The sequence below is a fragment of the Promicromonospora sp. AC04 genome (assembly GCF_003058225.1).
Classification (GTDB): domain Bacteria; phylum Actinomycetota; class Actinomycetes; order Actinomycetales; family Cellulomonadaceae; genus Promicromonospora.
The window spans coordinates 216,003-234,397 of record NZ_QBUG01000011.1; the positions used below are offsets into that span (position 1 = coordinate 216,003).

General features: G+C 72.3%; 16 protein-coding genes. 9 read left to right on the forward strand and 7 right to left on the reverse strand.

Translation table 11 applies throughout. The annotated features are described in order from the left end of the window. Positions 1-31 precede the first annotated feature (31 nt). Positions 32-1,414, reverse strand: a complete 1,383-nt coding sequence (locus C8K30_RS25380; RefSeq protein ID WP_146197596.1) for a DUF4192 domain-containing protein — start codon at positions 1,412-1,414, stop codon at positions 32-34. A 130-nt stretch (positions 1,415-1,544) separates the two neighbouring features. On the opposite strand from C8K30_RS25380, the gene C8K30_RS25385 reads away from it, so the two are divergent. Both C8K30_RS25385 and C8K30_RS25390 read left to right on the forward strand, forming a co-directional pair. Then, positions 1,545-2,114 carry a hypothetical protein gene (locus C8K30_RS25385; RefSeq protein ID WP_108495676.1) on the forward strand — a complete coding sequence of 190 codons (570 nt, stop codon included), beginning with the start codon at positions 1,545-1,547 and terminating at the stop codon, positions 2,112-2,114. Positions 2,115-2,123: 9 nt separating this feature from the next. Then, positions 2,124-3,272, forward strand: coding sequence for a polyprenyl synthetase family protein (locus C8K30_RS25390; RefSeq protein ID WP_108495677.1), 1,149 nt, complete (start codon positions 2,124-2,126; stop codon positions 3,270-3,272). A gap of 70 nt (positions 3,273-3,342) precedes the next feature. Here the strand turns inward: C8K30_RS25390 and pknB are convergent, their stop codons facing one another. After that, positions 3,343-5,238: a Stk1 family PASTA domain-containing Ser/Thr kinase gene (pknB, locus tag C8K30_RS25395; RefSeq protein WP_158281126.1), complete on the reverse strand. Its 1,896-nt coding sequence runs from the start codon at positions 5,236-5,238 to the stop codon at positions 3,343-3,345. A 118-nt stretch (positions 5,239-5,356) separates the two neighbouring features. Between pknB and C8K30_RS25400 the strand changes: the two genes are divergently transcribed. Beyond that, complete coding sequence (locus C8K30_RS25400; RefSeq protein WP_233257442.1) at positions 5,357-5,722, forward strand: Rv2175c family DNA-binding protein; 366 nt, start codon at positions 5,357-5,359, stop codon at positions 5,720-5,722. Between the two features lie 9 nt (positions 5,723-5,731). Here the strand turns inward: C8K30_RS25400 and C8K30_RS25405 are convergent, their stop codons facing one another. Then, positions 5,732-7,093, reverse strand: a complete 1,362-nt coding sequence (locus tag C8K30_RS25405; protein WP_108495680.1) for a class II 3-deoxy-7-phosphoheptulonate synthase — start codon at positions 7,091-7,093, stop codon at positions 5,732-5,734. 58 nt (positions 7,094-7,151) lie between these two features. After that, positions 7,152-8,378, reverse strand: coding sequence for a pyrophosphate--fructose-6-phosphate 1-phosphotransferase (locus tag C8K30_RS25410; protein ID WP_108495681.1), 1,227 nt, complete (start codon positions 8,376-8,378; stop codon positions 7,152-7,154). Between the two features lie 202 nt (positions 8,379-8,580). Between C8K30_RS25410 and C8K30_RS25415 the strand changes: the two genes are divergently transcribed. Further along, a complete protein-coding gene (locus C8K30_RS25415; RefSeq protein ID WP_108495682.1) occupies positions 8,581-9,117 on the forward strand; it encodes a GNAT family N-acetyltransferase in 537 nt (178 codons plus the stop codon). A 204-nt stretch (positions 9,118-9,321) separates the two neighbouring features. Here the strand turns inward: C8K30_RS25415 and C8K30_RS25420 are convergent, their stop codons facing one another. Then, on the reverse strand, positions 9,322-11,154 hold the full coding sequence (locus C8K30_RS25420; RefSeq protein WP_108495683.1) for a long-chain fatty acid--CoA ligase: 1,833 nt from the start codon (positions 11,152-11,154) through the stop codon (positions 9,322-9,324). A 165-nt stretch (positions 11,155-11,319) separates the two neighbouring features. On the opposite strand from C8K30_RS25420, the gene C8K30_RS25425 reads away from it, so the two are divergent. Continuing rightward, positions 11,320-12,264: an ROK family glucokinase gene (locus tag C8K30_RS25425; protein WP_108495684.1), complete on the forward strand. Its 945-nt coding sequence runs from the start codon at positions 11,320-11,322 to the stop codon at positions 12,262-12,264. A gap of 115 nt (positions 12,265-12,379) precedes the next feature. On the opposite strand, the gene C8K30_RS25430 is transcribed toward C8K30_RS25425, so the two are convergent. Then, positions 12,380-13,051: a hypothetical protein gene (locus C8K30_RS25430; RefSeq protein ID WP_108495685.1), complete on the reverse strand. Its 672-nt coding sequence runs from the start codon at positions 13,049-13,051 to the stop codon at positions 12,380-12,382. Positions 13,052-13,121: 70 nt separating this feature from the next. On the opposite strand from C8K30_RS25430, the gene C8K30_RS25435 reads away from it, so the two are divergent. Next, positions 13,122-13,883 carry a 1-acyl-sn-glycerol-3-phosphate acyltransferase gene (locus C8K30_RS25435; protein ID WP_233257443.1) on the forward strand — a complete coding sequence of 254 codons (762 nt, stop codon included), beginning with the start codon at positions 13,122-13,124 and terminating at the stop codon, positions 13,881-13,883. Positions 13,884-14,036: 153 nt separating this feature from the next. On the opposite strand, the gene C8K30_RS25440 is transcribed toward C8K30_RS25435, so the two are convergent. Continuing rightward, positions 14,037-15,047 carry a LacI family DNA-binding transcriptional regulator gene (locus C8K30_RS25440; RefSeq protein WP_108495687.1) on the reverse strand — a complete coding sequence of 337 codons (1,011 nt, stop codon included), beginning with the start codon at positions 15,045-15,047 and terminating at the stop codon, positions 14,037-14,039. Positions 15,048-15,232: 185 nt separating this feature from the next. Between C8K30_RS25440 and C8K30_RS25445 the strand changes: the two genes are divergently transcribed. The 3 genes from C8K30_RS25445 to C8K30_RS25455 are packed head-to-tail and all read left to right on the forward strand — an operon-like array spanning position 15,233 to position 18,351. Beyond that, positions 15,233-16,510 (forward strand): extracellular solute-binding protein, encoded by a 1,278-nt coding sequence (locus C8K30_RS25445; protein WP_233257444.1) that lies wholly within the window; start codon positions 15,233-15,235, stop codon positions 16,508-16,510. Between the two features lie 3 nt (positions 16,511-16,513). Continuing rightward, positions 16,514-17,464, forward strand: a complete 951-nt coding sequence (locus tag C8K30_RS25450) for a carbohydrate ABC transporter permease (protein ID WP_233257445.1) — start codon at positions 16,514-16,516, stop codon at positions 17,462-17,464. After that, positions 17,464-18,351, forward strand: coding sequence for a carbohydrate ABC transporter permease (locus C8K30_RS25455; RefSeq protein WP_369941208.1), 888 nt, complete (start codon positions 17,464-17,466; stop codon positions 18,349-18,351). The genes C8K30_RS25450 and C8K30_RS25455 overlap by 1 nt, the downstream gene beginning before the upstream one ends. The last annotated feature ends 44 nt before the right edge of the window (positions 18,352-18,395 follow it).

Here is an 18,395-nt window from a genome sequence, read left to right on the forward strand (position 1 = left end):
CGCTACCCCACACCACGCCCCAGGCCGTGCCTCACACGGCGGCGGCCTCCTCCGGTTCCGGCTCACCGTGGGACAGGCCCCGCTCCCGCCGCACCCAGCCGGGCGGGACTCCCCCGACTATCGCTCCGCGCAGCAGCAGCGCGAGCCGGTAGTCGTTGTCCACCCCGAGCGCGTCCGACACCCGCTCGGCCGCCAGCCCGCCGTCGCCGTGCCACCACGCGACCAGCGCCAGCAGCAGGTAGGCCGGAGCCCGCCGGTTCCGCGGCACGTGCGTGACGACCGCCTCCAGGACGTGACGGGCCGCACGCGTGATGTCCTCGTCGGGCGGGACGCCCTGCTCCGGGTCGACGATCCGGGCCATGACGGCTCCGGTGGCCTTGTCCGTGTCACCGTCCGCCGCACGCCGCGCGGTGCGCAGCGCCGTCTCCTCGGTGCCCGGCGCCAGGCTGAGCAGCACGGCGTCCCGCACGGGCGTGTCCGCGAGCGCCGCGCCGATCTTCCCGAGGTCCACCGGGGACAGCACCACGGGCTGCCCGGGCCGGACGGCGGCCGCGACGCGCACCGCGGAGCGCCACAGGCCCAGGCTCTCGGCTCCCCATTCCGCCAGTGCCTGCTCGGCACGCTCGGCCGCTGCCTCGGCCGCCCGCGGGCCGAACGCCGCACCACGGCGCTGCGTCGTGCGGTCGGTCGGCACCGCGCCACCAATCGGCACCGCGCCGTCGATCGGGCCGCCGTCGGGGAACCTGGTTTGGTTCAGGAGCCGCCGGTAGGTGTCGGTCCAGCGCGCGGCCGCCCGGCGCGCCTGGGTCCGTGCCGCTTCCGGCGCGGGCCGCAGGGCGTAGCGCTCCTCGCGGGTGCCGGCCACGGTGCGGCCCTCCAGCACCATGTGGGCGGCCACCCGGCTGCCCTTGAGCGCGGTCAGCGGCCTGCCCTCGGCGGGGCAGCACATCGGGTCGGCGCAGTCGAGCGCGCGGAAGCCCGTCGGCGACACGAGCCACACCTCGGTCCCCGGGAGCTTGCGTTCGAGCCGGGCCCGCAGCAGGGCCACGGCGCGGCGCGCGGCGCCCGACTGCGCGTTCGGGTCGGTGGCGGTGTACAGCACCACCACCGCGCGGTCGGCGCCGTCGGCCACCACGTGGTCGGTGAGCCAGCGGGCCGTGGCCGCGCCGTCGGGCCCGTCCGGGTCGCCCGGCTGCCGCAGGCGGAGGTCGGCCAGGTCGACCCGGGCCACGAGCCCTACCCGCTGGCGCGGGCCGGTCAGGCTGACCGCGACGACGGACTCGGCCGGCACGAAGCCGAGCCGGTAAGGGATGTAGGCCAGGAGGTCCTCGGGGCCGGCCACGCGGACCACCGTGGCGTTCGGGACCACGGACCCCCGGCCGAGGTTCTTCGGGGTGCTGTTCTTCGGGTTCATGCCGACGATCCCAGCCCCCCGGCGGGGCGGCGGCGCGCCCAGGAGGACCGTGTGGACAACGGATCTCCTGTGGTCGCGCTCAACGCCCCGAACTGTCGTCACGAGGGTCTGTACGGATACCGTGTGCGACGTGCCCCACTTCGCCAGCGCCCGCCGCGCGGCCGCGCTCGCCGCCGCCGTCGGGCTGGTGCTCGCGACCGCGGGGTGCGGCAGCGGGTCCGAGCAGGCGGCCACGGCCGCCACCACGGAGAGCACCGGGGAGCCGAGCGGGGCGGCGGCGGGCGGGCCCGCCGACCTGCCTACCTTCGACCCGTCGTCCGCCGTGGGCACGTACGCGCAGGGGTTCCCCACCGACCTCTTCCCCGTGCCGAAGGACGCCACCCTGCTCGCGTCGTCGGCGCAGCCCGTGCCCGTCCCCGAGGACGCGACGACCGAGGCCACCCCGATGACCCAGGTCACGCTCAACCTGTCCTCGAGCCGCCCGACGGACCAGGTGATCGCGCAGGCCGAGCACATTCTGACCAGCAAGGGCTTCAAGCAGATCCCCGCGCCGGAGTCGAGCGGCCTCACCGCGCAGACCGCGTTCCTGCGCATCACCAAGGAGAAGTCCGGCGAGGTGCAGGAGTCGCTCCTGGTCGGCGTGCTCGACGACGGCGAGCGGCGCCTCTGCTCGATCAGCGGCACCGTCCGCACCCCATAGGCTGGTGCCGTGTCCGTCTCACCCACCCGTACCAGCGCCCGGAGCCCCGCAGCCCTCGTCGACGCCGAGCACCTCCGCGCCGACGTCGACGCCGCGGTGACCGCCCATCTCGACGAGCTGGCGGCCGAGGCCGGCGCGATCAGCCCGAGCGCCGAGGCCATGGTCGAGGAGGCGGCCGGGCTGCTCCTGGGTGGCAAGCGGCTGCGGGCCGCGTTCTGCTACTGGTCCTTCCGTGCGCACGGCGGCTCCGCGGACGCCGCGGATCCCGCCCGCACCGCCACCGTCCGGGTGGGCGCCGCGCTCGAGCTCTTCCAGGCGGCGGCCCTGCTGCACGACGACGTGATGGACAACTCCGACACCCGCCGCGGCCGCCCCACCGCGCACCGCGCGTTCGCCACCAAGCATGCGGCAGCGGGCTGGGCCGGCGAGCCGGTGCGGTTCGGCGACTCCGCCGCGATCCTGCTCGGCGACCTCGTGCTCCTGGCCGCCCAGCGCGAGCTGTCGGCGGCACTCGCGCTGGTGCCCGCGGCCGTCGCCGGGGCGGCCCGTGCCCGCTTCGACGCGATGCAGAGCGAGGTGGTGGTGGGCCAGTACCTCGACGTGCTGGTCCAGGCGGAGCCCTGGGGCCACGACCCCGCCTCCGACGAGGAGCGCGCCCGGAAGGTGCTGCGCGCGAAGTCGGCGAGCTACTCGGTGGCCGCGCCGCTCGCGCTGGGCGCGCTGCTGGCGGGCGCGGGCGCGCAGGCGGCGGCCGGGATCGAGGCGGCGGGCCTGCCCCTCGGCGAGGCGTTCCAGCTTCGCGACGACGTGCTCGGCGTCTTCGGCGACCCGGCGGTCACGGGCAAGCCCGCGGGCGACGACCTGCGCGAAGGCAAGCGCACGGTGGTCGTCGCGCGCACCCTGGCGCTGCTGCCGGACGCCGAGGGCCCCGACGCAGCGGCCCTGATCGCCGCGCTGGGCAACCCGGACCTGTCCGACGACGACGTGGCGCGGGTGCGCGAGGTCATCATCGGCTCGGGCGCGCTGGACGCCGTCGAGCAGCTCATCGACGACCTCGCGGTCCGCGGGCACGCGCTGCTGGACATGGCGGACCTGACCCAACCGGGCCGGGGCCTGCTGACCGACCTGGCGCACGCCGCCGTCGACCGGACGGCCTGACCGCGGCTCGGCTCATCCTCGCCGCCGGGCCGGCCGCTACGGCGCGGGCCGGGCCGTCACCAGGTCCAGGTCACCAGGTCCAGATCGTGACCTCGCCGCCCTGCTTCAGCTTCTTCCCCGCGGTCGGCTCGGTCTCCATGACGCCGTCGCCGAACAGCCCCCCGAACCCGCGCACCACCACCGTGTAGCCGGCCTTCTCGAGCAGGTCGGTGGCATCCTCGACGGACATCCCCGTGACGTCGGGCACCGTGCCCTCCTTGCCCATGCTCACGACCACCGTGATCGTGCCGCCCTGCTCGGCGCCCTCGCCGCCACCCGGGTCGGTCCCGATCACCGTCCCGACCGGCGCCTTCTCGTCGAACCGGTCCTCCCGCGCCACGTCAAACCCCTCGGCGGCCAGCGCGTCGGTGGCGTCGCCGATCGCCAGGCCCGCCACCTCCGGCACGGTCACTGGCGGCGGCCCGTCCGAGACGGTGAGCCGGACGGTCTCGTCGGTCGGGACCCTGGTGCCCTCCCGGACGGAGGCCCAGATGACCTCCCCGCGCGCGACGTCCGCGGAGTACTCCCGCGAGACCTCGATCTCGGTCAGGCCAACACCCCGCAGGGCCAGCCGCGCCGCCCGCTCGCGCATGCCGACCAGCCCCGCCGGTACCTCCGCCAGCTTCGGCCCGAGCGAGACCACCAGCTGCACGCGCTGGTCGCGGAGCGCGCGCCGGCCCTCGTCCGGCTGCGCCGAGATCACCTCGCCCTCCGGCACCGTCGAGCTGTACTCCTGGTCCCTCGACGCGGTCAACCCGGCCCCGGTCAGCGCCTCCTCGGCCTGCTCCGCGGCGACGCCCACGACGCCGTTGGGCACGACGGCGTAGGCGCCCGGGCCGCGCTCCGTGTACCACCACGCGCTGAACAGGACCGCGACCAGCGCGACGACCAGCAGGACCTTGCCGCCGCGCCGGGGCTGCCGTGCGGGCGGCGGCGGCGGGGGCTGCGGCGGCAGCGGCTGGGCCACCCAACCACCGGCCGGCGGCCGCTCCACCACGGCGGTCCGCGCCGCCTTCACAGCGGCCGACGACGGCGGCGGCGCCGCCTTGGCGGGAATGTCCAGCACCTCGTTCGGGATCTGCCGGAACGTGCTCCGCAGCACGTCGAGCGCGACCGCGGCATCGCGCGGGCGCTGGTCCGGATCACGTGCGGTGAGGGCCCGGACCAGGAGGTCCAGCGGGCGACCCAGGTGGCCGGCGAACGCGCTCACGGGCGGCACGTCGGTGTTGACGTGCGCGAACGCGACCTGGATGGGCCCCTCCCCCTCGTGCGGCAGGCGGCCGGTGAACATCTCGAACGCGAGGATCCCCACCGCGTACACGTCCGCGCGCTTGTCGACGTGCCCGGTGGAGATGGTCTCGGGCGCGAGGTAGGCCACCGTGCCCAGCACGGTGCCCGTCGTCGTGTTCGACACCTCGGAGATGGCGCGGGCCAGGCCGAAGTCCGCCACCTTGGGGCGACCCGTGCCCTCCTCCAGCAGCACGTTCTCCGGCTTGATGTCGCGGTGCACGATCGCCTTGGCGTGCGCGGCGGCGAGCGCCGACAGCACGACATCAAGGATCGCGAACGACCGGCGCAGCGTGAGGTCGCCGTCGCGGATGAGCTGGCGCAGGTTGGTGCCCGGCACGTACTCCATGGTCAGGTAGCGCATGTCGCCGTCGGTGCCCTGGTCGTAGACCGCGACGACGCCGTGGTGCTGCAGGCCGGCCGCCGAGCGCGCCTCGCGCTCGAAGCGCTCGCGGAAGCTCGCCGCCTGCTCCCCCTCCGCGAGGTGCGGGTGCATCACCTTGAGGGCGATCTCACGGTTCAGGCGCCTGTCGTGCGCCCGGTACACCGTGGCCATGCCTCCGCGCGCCACGCGCGCGACTATCTCGTACCGCCCGTCGACCAGGCGGCCGATGAGGGGGTCTGCCGTCACCTGAGCCACGGGTGGGAGTGTACGGGTGACCACCGACGCGCTGGGTGAAAGGTGCATAGCGGACGACGGGCTGTTGCCGGATCGTTGCCGTGTCCCGGTTCCGTGCCCGGTCGCCTACGCTTCTCCCGTGACTGATCTTGACACCCTCGTGGGCGAATGGCTGAACCTGGTCGACCTTGCCGAGATCCTCGACATCGAGGTCGGCAAGGCCCGCGGCATGGTCCGCGACCGGCAGATCGTGGGCATCAAGCGCGGCAACCCCAAGGTCTTCCAGGTTCCCGCCAGGTTCGTGCTGCCCGACGTCGAGGGCCGCCCCGGCATCATCCCCACCCTGCGCGGCACCGTCATGGTGCTGTCCGACGCCCAGTTCACCGAGGAGGAGATCCTCGAGTGGCTGTTCACGCCGAACGACGAGCTCGGCGAGCGGCCGGTGGACGCCCTGGTCAACGGCAAGCGCGCCGCCGTCCGCCGAGTGGCACAGACGCTGCTCTGACCAGGCGGGTCACCGGCGGAGCATCTCCGCCACCTGGAAGGCCAGCTCCAGCGACTGCTGGTGGTTCAGGCGGGGGTCGACGAGGGTCTCGTAGCGCAGCGCGAGGCCGGCGTCGGAGATCTCCTCGGCTCCGCCCAGCACCTCGGTGACGTCGTCGCCCGTGAGCTCCATGTGCAGCCCGCCCGGGACGGTGCCCAGCGACCTGTGCACCTCGAAGAACCCGGCCACCTCGTCGAGCACGTCCGTCAGCCGGCGGGTCTTGTAGCCGCTGTCCGAGGTGATCGTGTTGCCGTGCATCGGGTCCGTCACCCACGTGACGTTCGCGCCGGACCAGGTCACGGACTCGACGATGGACGGCAGCACGTCCCGGACCCGGCCGGCGCCCATGCGCGTGATGAACGTGAGGCGGCCGGGCACGTTGTCCGGGTTGAGCCGCTCGGTGAGCGCCAGCGCGTCGTGCGGCGTCGTCGTCGGGCCCAGCTTCACCCCGATGGGGTTGGCGATCCGGGACATGAAGTCGACGTGGGCGCCGTCGAGCTGACGTGTGCGCTCGCCGATCCACAGGAAGTGCGCGCTGGTGTCGTAGGCGTTGCCGGTCCGCTGGTCGGTGCGGGTCAGCGCCCTCTCGTAGTCGAGCACCAGGGCCTCGTGGCTCAGGAAGAACTCGACGGAGCGCAGCGCGTCGAAGTCGGCGCCGCACGCGTGCATGAACCGGATGGCCCGGTCGATCTCGTCCGCCGTCTTCTCGTACCGCGCGTAGGCGGGGTTGCTCATGAAGCCGCGGTTCCACTCGTGCACCTGCCGCAGGTCGGCGAAACCGCCCTGCGTGAAGGCCCGCACGACGTTGGCCGTCGCCGACGAGATGCGGTAGGCATGCTCCAGCCGCTCCGGGTCGGGGATCCGGGCCTGCGGCGTGAACGGGAAGCCGTTGATCATGTCGCCGCGGTAGGCGGGCAGCGTCTCGCCGTCGCGCGTCTCGGTGTCGCTGGAGCGCGGCTTGGCGTACTGGCCGGCCATGCGGCCCATCTTCACCACGGGCGTGCTCGCGCCGTGGGTGAGCACCACCGCCATCTGGAGGATGGTGCGGATCTTGTTGCGGATGCGGTCGGCGTTCGCCTCGGCGAACGTCTCCGCGCAGTCCCCGCCCTGGAGCAGGAACGCCTCGCCCCGGCCGGCGGCGGCGAGCCGCTCGGTCAGGGTGTCGGCCTGTGCGGGCACCACGATGGGCGCGGCCTGGGCCAGGCGGCCGGTGGCGGCCGCCAGCGCGGCCGGGTCCGGCCACGTGGGCTGCTGGCGCGCCTCCAGCGTGCGGTAGTGGTCCAGCCCCGCCGGACCGGCGGCGCGTTCGGCCGGGTCGGCGACGGTGCTCATCGCCCCACCGTCCGCGGTGCCGGTGCTACCAGCGATGCCAGTGGTGCCCGCACGGTGCTCAGTGCTCCGCGGGAGCGGCCGGCACGAGCGGCTGGCCGATCTCGGCGAGGATCTGGCCGAACCACTCCTGCGAGACGTCGAACGCCTTGCCGCCGGCGATGCGCGGGAACGCGATGGCCTTGAGCCGGTCACCGTCCTCCTCGTCGTGGCCGATGACGCCGGACTCGCCGCGCAGCGCGCACTCGACCGCGTAGTCGGTCATCGACTTGATGAGGCGCAGGTCCTCGGAGTTGGCGGCCGCGGCGCGCGAGAAGTAGCCCGACTTCTGGACCATGACCTTCTCGGCGCCCAGCTTCTCCGCGAACTGCTTGGCGAACCACTGACCAGGGTTGATCGTGTCGAGCTTCACGTGCCCGAACGGGTCGCGCTCCACGGTCTCGCCCGCCGCCTCGAGCTGGGCCACGATCTCGTGCATGCCCGCACCCTCCGACAGGAAGATGTTGACGTTGCCGATCTCGTCCATGACGCCGCGCAGGCGCTTGGCCTCGCCCTCCAGGTCGATCTCGAGCTCGGGCAGGAACACCGCGTGCACGTCCCAGCGCTCGCGCGACAGGCCCAGGGCCGGTGCCCACTCCTGCTCGTCGAGCCAGCCGCGGTAGGACTGCGCCGTGGCCGCGGTCAGCCAGCCGCAGTGGCGGCCCATGACCTCGTGCACGATCAGCATGCGCGGGCCCACGCGGTTCTCGCCGATGACGTTGGCCGCGAACTTCGCACCCTCCTCGGCGGCGGTCCACGCGCCCAGCGACTGCTTGATCGGCACCACGTCGTTGTCGATCGTCTTGGGCAGGCCCACGACGGTCAGCTCGTAGCCGTTCTCGTGCAGGTAGGCGGCGAGGTCGGCGGCCGTCGTGTTGGTGTCGTCACCACCGATGGTGTGCAGCACGTCCACGCCGTCGGCCTTGAGCTGCTCCGCGGCGACGTGCAGCGGGTCCTGACCCTCCTGCACGAGGCCGCGCTTGACCGCGTCCTTGACGTTGGTCAGCTTCACGCGCGAGTTGCCGATCGGCGAGCCGCCGAACTTGTGCAGGACGTGAGCCTGCTTGCGAGCCTCGTCGTCGATCTCGATCTTGTTGCCCGTCAGCAGGCCGTGGTAGCCGTGCAGGTAGGCAATGATCTCGATCTCGGGGTCGAGCTCGGTGTAACGCTCGATCAGACCGCCGACCGACGACGACAGGCAGGGCGCGAAGCCGCCGGCGGTCAGCAGGGCCACACGACGAACAGCCATCGGAGGAGCACCTCTCATCAGGGAAATTTCGCGGCGCCACGGCCGGCGATCGCCCGCGTGGCACCCTTCGTCGTCATCCTACTGACGGCCGGCGACACTGCCCGGCACGTCCGGTGAATGAGCACCCTGTCGGACCGTGCCCGACTCGTGCGAGAATGTCGGCGAGCCTCCCGGCGCCTAGTGGCCCGGGAGGCTTTCTGTTATGACGAACTCTCACGGTTTCCCCACCGCACGGCTGACGATCCGGCCCACGACACCCGCCGACCGCCCCGTCCTGGAGCGGCTCTGGCTCCTGTTCCGGCACGACATGTCCGAGGTCTCGGGCGCGCTCCCCGACCCGAGCGGACAGTTCCGGCGCGAACGGCTGGACGCGGCGTTCACCGACCCGGCCTGGCGTGGTGTCCTCGCGCACCTGGAGCCCGCCGACGGCGCCCCGCCGTCGCCCGTCGGGTTCGCGCTGGTGCGCGGGCTCGACGGCCCGACCCGCGTGCTCAGCTCGTTCTTCGTGGTGCGCGGGGCCCGGCGGACCGGCGTCGGGCGCGAGCTCGCGGCGCACGTGCTGGCGAGCTTCCCCGGCCGGTGGGAGGTCGCGTTCCAGGACGCCAACCCGCCGGCGGTGCGCTTCTGGCGGGCGGTGGCCACGGACGCCGTCGGGCAGGCGTGGACCGAGGAGCACCGCGCCGTGCCGGGGCTGCCGGACGTGCCGCCGGACACCTGGATCACGCTCACGACTGAGTAACAGGGGCAAGGCGCGACCGCTCAGCCGAACGAGATCGGTCAGGTGCACCCGGTCCGGACATGAGATCGGTCGGTTGCCTTGAGATCGGTCCGCCGTTGGACCGATCTCAAGGCAACCGACCGATGTCACACCACCTCACCCAGCAACCGACCGAAGTCGGAGCCCCGCCAACCGACCGAACCTGGAGCCCCGCCGGCCGACGGCTCAGCCGATGAGGTGCAGGCTCTCCTTGTTCTTGTCCGCGTACAGGCGCTCGACGTCGGCGTCGAAGTCCTTCAGGAACACCGCCCGCTTCACGCTCTGCTTCGGCGTGAGGTACCCGTTCTCGATCGTCAGGTCGCCCGCCAGCACGGTGTACTTGCGGATCGACTCGGCCTTCGAGACCGCCTTGTTGGCGCGCTGCACCGCGCCGTCCAGGGCCGCCAGGACGTCCGGGTCCTTCCTGGCCTCGTCCACGGACAGCGCGGGCTTGCCGTGCATCTTCAGCCAGCCGGGCAGGCCCTCGGCGTCGAGCGTGATGAGCGCCCCGATGAACGGCTTGTTGTCGCCGACGACGACGCACTGGCTGACCAGCGCGTGCGCCCGGATGCGGTCCTCGAGGTTCGACGGCGCCACGTTCTTGCCGCCCGCCGTGACGATGATCTCCTTCTTGCGGCCGGTGATCGTGAGGAACCCGTCGCCGTCCAGCACGCCCAGGTCGCCGGTGCGGAACCAGCCGTCCTCGGTGAACGACTCCGCCGTGGCGGCCTCGTTCTTGTGGTACGCCCGGAAGATGTGGTGACCCTTGAGCAGGATCTCGCCGTCCTCCGCGATCTTGGCGGCGCAGCCCGGAAGCTGCAGGCCGACCGAGCCGATCTTCGTCGCCGTCGGGCGGTTCACGCTGGTCGGGGCCGTGGACTCCGTGAGGCCGTAGCCCTCGAGCACCTTCAGGCCCAGGCCGCGGTAGAAGTGGCCGAGGCGCTCGCCGAGCGGCCCGCCGCCCGACACCGCGAACTCCGCCTGGCCGCCCAGCTTGGCGCGCAGCTTGGAGAACACCAGCGCGCTGGCGACCGCATGCTGCAGCCGCAGGCCCAGCCCCGGGCCCGACGGCGTGTCCAGCGCCCGCGACCACGCGATACCCGTCGCCGTGGCCCAGTGGAAGATCTTCGCCTTGCCGCCGGCGGCCGCCGTCTGCTCGGCAGTGTTGTAGACCTTCTCGAACACCCGCGGCACCGCGAGGATGAAGGTGGGCTTGAACTCGCCCAGGCCGTCGACCAGCGTCGACGTGTCGCCCCAGTGCCCGGTGACGACGCCGCCCGCCACCGCGAGCACGTGGATGTACCGCGCGAACACGTGCGCCATCGGGATGAACAGGAGGGTGCGTCCGCCGTCCTTGGCGAACACCTCCGGCACGGCCTCGACGGCGTTGACGGCGAGCGACGCGAAGTTGCGGTGCGTCAGCTCGGCGCCCTTGGGGCGACCGGTGGTGCCCGAGGTGTAGATGATCGTGGCGAGGTCGTCGAGGTCCGCGAGGGCCCGACGGCGGGTGATCTCGGCGTCGGGCACGTCCACGCCGCTGGCCGCCACCGCGTCCAGCGCGCCGGCGTCGATGACGAGCACCTCGGCCACGAGCGGGGTGTTGTCGCGCACCTCGTCGACGGTGGCGGCGTTGGCGGCGCTCTCGGCGAAGACCAGCTTCACCTCGGCGTCGGACAGGATCCACTCGACCTGCTCGGCCGAGGACGTCTCGTAGACCGGGACGGGCACCGCGCCGGCGGCCCAGACCGCGAAGTCCAGCACCGCCCACTCGTACCGGGTACGGGACATGATGCCGACCTTGTCGCCGGGCTCGATCCCGCGGGCCACGAGGCCCTTCGCCACAGCGACCACCTGGGCGTCGAACTCGCCGGCCGAGACGACCCGCCAGGGCTCGCCCTTGCCTGCGGGAACCTCCATCATCGGCTTGTCGGCACCCTTGCCGACCCGCTCAGCGAGCACGTCGTTGAGATTGGAGGTGGGGGGCAGCTCGATGAGGATCGGGCTGAAGATCTCGTCCATTCTGACTCCAGTGGCAGTACTGACCGTGCCTGCAAAGATACCGGGAAACGGACGCCGCGTGTTGCATCCCGCGCGGTCGCTACCCTGGGTGTGCGCACCTGCTCGGTGCAACCTCCCCTTCGACGGTCCGCGTGACCGTCGCGCAACGAGAGAACGTGAGGACGAATGCACGCCATCGGGGTCGACATCGGCGGCACCAAGATCGCTGTGGGAGTCGTCGACGAGGAGGGCAAGATCCTCGCCCAGGTGCGCCGGGAGACGGACGCCGACGACGTCGCGCACATCGACAAGGCCATCGCGGACGCGTGCAACGAGCTCGTCAAGGAGCACGAGGTGGGCGCGATCGGCCTGGCCGCCGCCGGCTTCGTCAGCCCGGACCGGACTTCGGTGAACTTCGCCCCCAACATCGCCTGGCGCGAGTACCCGCTGGCCGCGAAGGTGGCCGAGCTCGTCGAGTCCGACGTACCCATCGTGGTGGAGAACGACGCCAACGCCGCGGGCTGGGCCGAGTTCCGGTTCGGCGCGGGCCGCGAGGCCACCGACATGCTGATGCTCACGGTCGGCACCGGCCTGGGCGGCGCCGTCATCTCCGAGCGGGAGCTCGTGCGCGGCAAGTGGGGCATGGCCGCCGAGGTCGGGCACATGCGCGTCGTGCCCGAGGGGCACTACTGCGGCTGCGGCCACGAGGGCTGCTGGGAGCAGTACGCGTCGGGCAGCGCTCTGGAGCGCGACGCCCAGCACGCCGCCGTCGCCCGGGTGGACCAAGCCGGCCGCCTGCTGGAGCTCGCCGGCGGCGACCCGGAGAAGATCCGGGGCAAGATGGTGACCGAGGCCGCCCAGGAGGGCGACGAGCTGTCGATCGAGCTGCTCGCGACCCTCGGCCGCTGGATCGGCGAGGGCTCCGCGTCGGTCGCGGCCCTGCTCGACCCCGAGCTCATCGTCATCGGCGGCGGCGTCGGCGCGGCCGGCGACCTGCTGCTCGGCCCGGTGCGCCGCGGCTTCGAGGCCCAGCTGTCCGCGATGGGCCACCGGCCCGTGGCAAAGATCGAGCTGGCCGAGCACGGCAACGAGGCGGGCATCGTGGGCGCGGCGGACCTGGCCCGGCGCTAGCCCGCCGCCGGCCCAGGCCTGTCAGACGTGTCGGACGCTCAGATCACTCGGGTGAACTGAACGTCCGACACGTATGGGGCTCGGACGAGCCTTGGTCCTGCGGTTCCGCTCCGGGTCAGACGACGGCGCCCGGGCCGTCGTCGTCCGGGTCCCGCTGGTGCGGCATGCGCCAGATCAGCACGCCCAGGCCTGCGACGAACAGGCCGAGGCCGATCTGCCCGGCCAGCGGGGGAATCGCGATGGACGGCACCGCCGCCGACACGATCATCCCGATCACCGCGAGCACGGGGACGCCGACGACGAAGCTCCACGCCATCGTCAGCAGCGGGTCGCGGGACAGCAGCGGCGGGGGCTCCGGCGGCGTGAAGTGCGAGTCGGCCTCCTCGAGCGCCTCGGCGTCGGGCGACAGCGGCCAGTCGCGCGGGCCGGTGGGCTGGTTCGCGCGCGCCCCGGGCTCCGGCTCGCCGTCGGACAGGTCCCCCGTCCGGCCGCCGGTCGTCAGGTCGCCGGCCGCCCAGCCGCCGTCCGTCCAGCCACCGACCGCGTCGCTGTCCGTCCGCGCGCGAGCGCCGCCGTCGTCGCTGCTCTCGTCATCGGGCCGCGATGTCTGAGAAGATTCGGCGGGCTTCTCCCTGCCGGCGGTCTCGCCGTCGGTCCGAGAGACGTCCATGTCGCCGAGCGTGGCGACGATGTCGGCCCAGCGCGATGCCACGTCGTCGTCGCCCAGCTCGCGTGGGGTGTCGCCGGGCACGTCGTCGTCTCGGTCGTCGGTGTTCGATGCGGCCATGGGCACACTCTATTGTCGTCAGGAGGCCCGCGGGGTCGGGTCTTGAGGAGGAATTTTGTTCTACTGGGTGATGAGGAACCTGCTGGTCGGCCCGCTGCTGCGCCTCGCGTACCAGCCGTGGGTCATCGGCGGCAAGAACGTGCCGCGCACTGGCGCGGCGATCGTGGCCAGCAACCACCTGGCGGTGATCGACTCGTTCATCCTGCCGCTCCTGATCCCGCGCCGGGTGACCTTCCTCGGCAAGTCCGACTACTTCACGGGCAAGGGCCTCAAGGGCAAGATCGTCGCCTGGTTCATGACGGGCATCGGCGTCATCCCCGTGGACCGCTCCGGCGGCGCAGCCAGCGAGGCCGCGCTGCGCACCGGCCTGCGCGTGCTGAGCGAGGGCACCCTGTTCGGCATCTACCCCGAGGGCACCCGCAGCCCCGACGGCCGCCTCTACAAGGCGAAGACGGGCGTGGCCAGGATGGCGCTCGAGTCGGGTGCCCCCGTGATCCCCGTCGCCATGGTCGACACCGACGTCGCCCAGCCGCCCGGACGGGGCCTGCCCACCTTCATGCCGCTCGGCGCCGTGATCGGCGAACCCCTCGACTTCAGCCGGTACAAGGGCATGGAGACCGACAAGTTCGTGCTCCGCGCCGTCGCCGACGAGATCCAGTACGCGATCCTCGCGCTGTCCGGCCAGGAGTACGTGGACGCGTACGCGGCCAGCGCCAAGGAGCGTCTGGGCCGCGGCGAACCCTTGCCCCCCGCGGCCGAGGAGGGCCCCGGCGGCCTCCCGCTCCCAGAGGTCGAAAAGCCCCAGCGCCCGCAGCGCAAGTCCCGGCACTGACCCCTCCCGCACTGACCCCGCCCTGAACGGTCGGCAGCTTGCCCAGCAAGGCCGGCAGCTTGCACAAAGCGAGGTCGGTAGCTGGCACCGAAGTCGGCTCAGGCCTGGACCGACCTCGGTGCCAGCTGCCGACATCACGGGAGACTGCCGACTTCAAGCCCCCCGCGGCGGGGCGGTCGAGGCGCGCTGCACCAGGGTGGTCGCCAGCTCGGTGCGGAGGGTGTGACCGCTGGCCGTGCGGGCCCGGTGCACCAGGTCGACGGCGGTGGCGCCCATCTCCGCCAGCGGCTGGCGCACGGTGGTGAGCGCCGGGTCGATCCACGGGGCGATCGGCAGGTCGTCGAAGCCGACGAGCGAGACGTCGCGGGGCACCACCAGGCCGGCCTCCCGCAGGGCGCGCAGCGCTCCCAGGGCGGTGTCGTCGCTGCTGGCGAAGATCGCCGTGGGCGGGTCGTCCAGGCTCATGAGGCGCTGGGCGCCCTCGTACCCGGAGGTGACGCCGTACGCGCCCACGTACACGAGCTCGTCGTCGGTGGGGGCGCCGGCCTGGATCAGCGCCGCGCGGTAGCCCCCGAGCCGCGCGATGGCGTTGTCCTGCTCGAGCGCCCCGGTGATGGTGGCGATGCGCCGGTGGCCGAGGGACAGCAGGTGCGCCGTCGCCTCGAGCCCGCCCTGGAAGTTGGTGGCCCCGACGCTGAGCATCCCCTCGGGCGGCCGCTGCCGCGGGTCGACGACGACGAGCGGCGTGCCGGTGTCCTCCAGCGCGCGCCGCGCCTCGGCGTCGGGCACGGCGACGATGCTGACCAGGCCGTCGGTGCCGCGCTCCAGGGCGTGCCGCACCCAGGAGCTGCAGTCGTCGGGGTCGGGCTCGACCGCCAGGACCACGTCGAGGCCGAGCCGCCGCGCGCCGGCGACGGCGCCGCGCACGACGGCCTCGGACCACGTCCCCTCGAAGTCGACGATGCGGACGTCGATCATGCCCGTGGGCTTCGCCGACCGTGGGCGGACCACGTAGCCGTGCCGTTCCAGCACCTCGGTGACCCGGGCGCGGGTCGCGCCGGCGACGTCGGGCCGGGTGTTGAGGACCTTGGAGACCGTGGGGACAGAGACGCCCGCCTCAGCGGCAACTATCGCGAGCGGGATGCGCGGCCGGTCCTGGGTCATTGGTCCTCCGTCGACGTCGGTGAGCAGGCATTTTCCGAAATCAGGAGCGTAGCGGAACTCGCTGGGCCTCCTGGCAACCCGGCCTGGGCCCCCATTGACACGGCCCTGCGGCCCGTCTAACCTCCCCGGGTCTTTCCGAGATTCTACTTCGAAATTTCGGGCAGCAGATCAACAAAGGAGTGATCGTGAACAGGACCCCTCGCCTCGCCGCAGCGGCGACGGCGTCGACCCTCACGCTGGCCCTCGCCCTGACGGGTTGCGGACGCAGCGACGAGGCCGGCACCACAGCAGACAGCTCCAGCACCATCTCGGAGGGCCCCGCCACCGGCACCGTCGAGGTCTGGGCCATGGGCACGGAGGGCGAGCTGCTGCCCGAGCTCGCCGAGCAGTTCGAGGCCGACAACCCGGACGTCACGGTGAACGTCACGCCGGTCCCCTGGGAGTCGTCCACCGAGAAGATCAACACGGCCATCGCCACCGGCGAGGTGCCCGACGTCATGCAGGTCGGCACCACGCTCATGAGCGGCTTCGTGGGGCTCGACGGCCTCGCCGCCACCCCGGAGGACATCGACTCGGCGGCGTTCTTCCCGGGTGCCTGGGACACGACGGTGGTTGACGGGACCTCCTACGGCGTGCCCTGGTACGTCGAGACGCGCGTCCTGTACTACCGCACCGACCTCGCTGAGGAGGCCGGCCTGGAGGCTCCGGAGACCTGGGCGGACCTGACCGCCTTCGCGGCCGGGCTGCAGGACGCCGGGGCCGACCACGGCATCGCGCTGCAGACCCGCGGCAACTCCACCGCCCTGATGTACTTCCCGTTCTACTGGCAGGCGGGCGGCGAGATCCTGGACGACGCCGGCGAGTTCACCCTCGACAACGAAGCCCAGGTCAAGGCGCTCGAGTACTACTCCTCGTTCATGCGCGACGGGCTCGCCCCGCAGGTGCTCGTCGAGGACGAGAAGGTGCAGAACTTCGTCGACGGCAAGCTCGGCTCATTCGTCTCGGGCCCGTGGGAGCGCGCGAACCTGCTGACCACCGCGGGCGACGACTTCGCCGACAAGTTCGGCGTGGTGCCGCTGCCCGCCGACGAGACGACGGCGTCCTTCATCGGCGGCTCCAACCTCGCCGTCCTGGCCGACGCCGCCAACCCCGACTCCGCGTGGAAGTTCGTCCAGTTCGCCACCGACCCGGCCACCCAGGTCGGCTGGTTCGGGATCTCGAACGACCTGCCGGCCGTCCAGGCCTCCTGGGACGACCCGGCCCTGGCCGACGACGACGCCGTCGCCGTCTACCAGGACGTGCTGGAGACCGCGCGGTCGACCCCCGCGATCCCGACCTGGTCCGAGATCGAGCACGAGATCGACCTCATCATCGAGCAGGTGATCGCGGGCGACCTCAGCCCGGAGGACGCCGCCGCGCAGATGCAGGAAGCGGCCACCTCGATCGGGACGGGTCTGGACTGACCCGTGGCCGCCCCCACTGCGACCGTCCCGTCCGCGTCCGTCCCGTCGGGGACCGTGCCGGTGCGGCGTACCTCCGCACGCCGCCGCCGCACGGGCCTCGCCGCCTGGGGCTTCGCGCTGCCGTTCACGGTGCTGTTCGCCGTGTTCATGCTGGTCCCGGTGGCGTCGTCCCTGTACATGGCGTTCACCGACATGCACGGGGCCGACCTCCGGACGCCCCTGGCCGTGAACTTCGTGGGGTTCGACAACTTCGTCGAGGTCCTCGCGGACCCGAAGTTCCAGCAGGCCGCCGGGAACACGCTCTACTTCGTCGGCGTGGCGATGCCGCTCACGCTCGCGATGGCGCTGCTCCTGGCGGTCCTGCTGAACTCGGGCCTGGCGTGGTTCCGGTCCGTGTTCCGCGTCGGGTTCTACGCGCCGGTCGTGACCTCGATCGTCGCGGTGGCGGTCGTGTGGCGGTTCCTGCTGCAGCCCGACTTCGGGCTGGTGAACTCGCTGCTCGGCGTGATCGGGATCGAGGGGCCGCGCTGGCTCACCGACCCGGTCTGGGCGATGCCCTCGCTCATCATGATGGCCACCTGGCGCAACGTCGGGTACTCGATGGTCATCCTGCTGGCCGGGCTGCAGGGCATCCCCCGCGACCTGTACGAGGCGTCGGCCATCGACGGGGCCGGCGCCGTGCGGCAGTTCCGGTCCATCACGGTCCCGCTGCTGCGGCCGACGCTGCTGTTCTGCGCCGTCATCACCGGCATCGGCTACCTGCAGTTCTTCGAGGAGCCGTTCGTGATGACGCAGGGCGGCCCGCTGGGCGCCACCAACTCGGTCGCGTACGAGATCTTCAACCAGTTCGGGTTCGGGAACTACGGCCTGTCGGCAGCGATGAGCTACGTGCTGTTCATCGCCATCGTGATCCTGTCCTACCTCCAGTTCCGCCTGCTCCGGACGGAGAAGTGATGGCCGCCACCGCCACCTCCCGCATGCTCGGCACCGCTACGACCGGCACCGACGTGACCCGCAAGCGCCGGTTTACGCCGCGCTCGATCCTCCTCAACGTCGCGCTCCTGGTCGGCCTCGTGGCCTCCGTCGGCCCGCTGCTGTGGATGGTCGTGTCATCGGTCAAGCCCGAGGGCGAGATCCGGCAGTTCCCGCCCACGCTGTTCCCCGAGCAGTTCACGTGGACGAACTACACCGAGCTGTTCGCCTCGCTGAACTTCCCGCGGTACTTCGTCAACTCGGTGGTCGTCGCGCTGGTCGTGACCGTCGGGTCGGTCCTGTTCAGCGCGATGGTCGGCTATGCCCTGGCAAAGCTCGACTTCCCCGGCCGCCGCATCCTCTTCGCGCTGGTCATGGGCACGCTGATGGTCCCGGGCATGGTCACGTTCGTGCCGCTCTTCGTGCTCGTGGCCAACCTGGACCTCATCAACACCTACGCGGCGCTCGTCCTGCCGTTCCTGGCGGCGCCGTTCGGCGTGTTCCTGATGCGGCAGTTCATGCTCGACATCCCGGACGAGCTGCTCGACGCCGCGCGCGTCGACGGGGCCGGCGAGTTCCGCACGTTCTTCCGCATAGTCCTGCCGCAGACCAAGCCCGCGCTGGCGACGCTCGGCATCCTGACGTTCCTCGGCTCCTGGAACAACTTCCTGTGGCCCCTGGTCGCCGTGCAGTCCGCCGACAAGTACACGCTGCCCGTGGCGCTCGCCCTGTACTCCACGGGCCAGAACACCGTGCAGTACGGCCTGCTGGTGGCGGGCGCGACCGTCATCGTGCTGCCCATCCTCATCGTCTTCCTCGTCCTGCAGCGGCACATCGTGCAGGGCATCTCGACCACCGGGCTCAAGTAGCCGCCGTCGTCCCGGCTCCGCCCGGAGCACCGAACCGCACCACC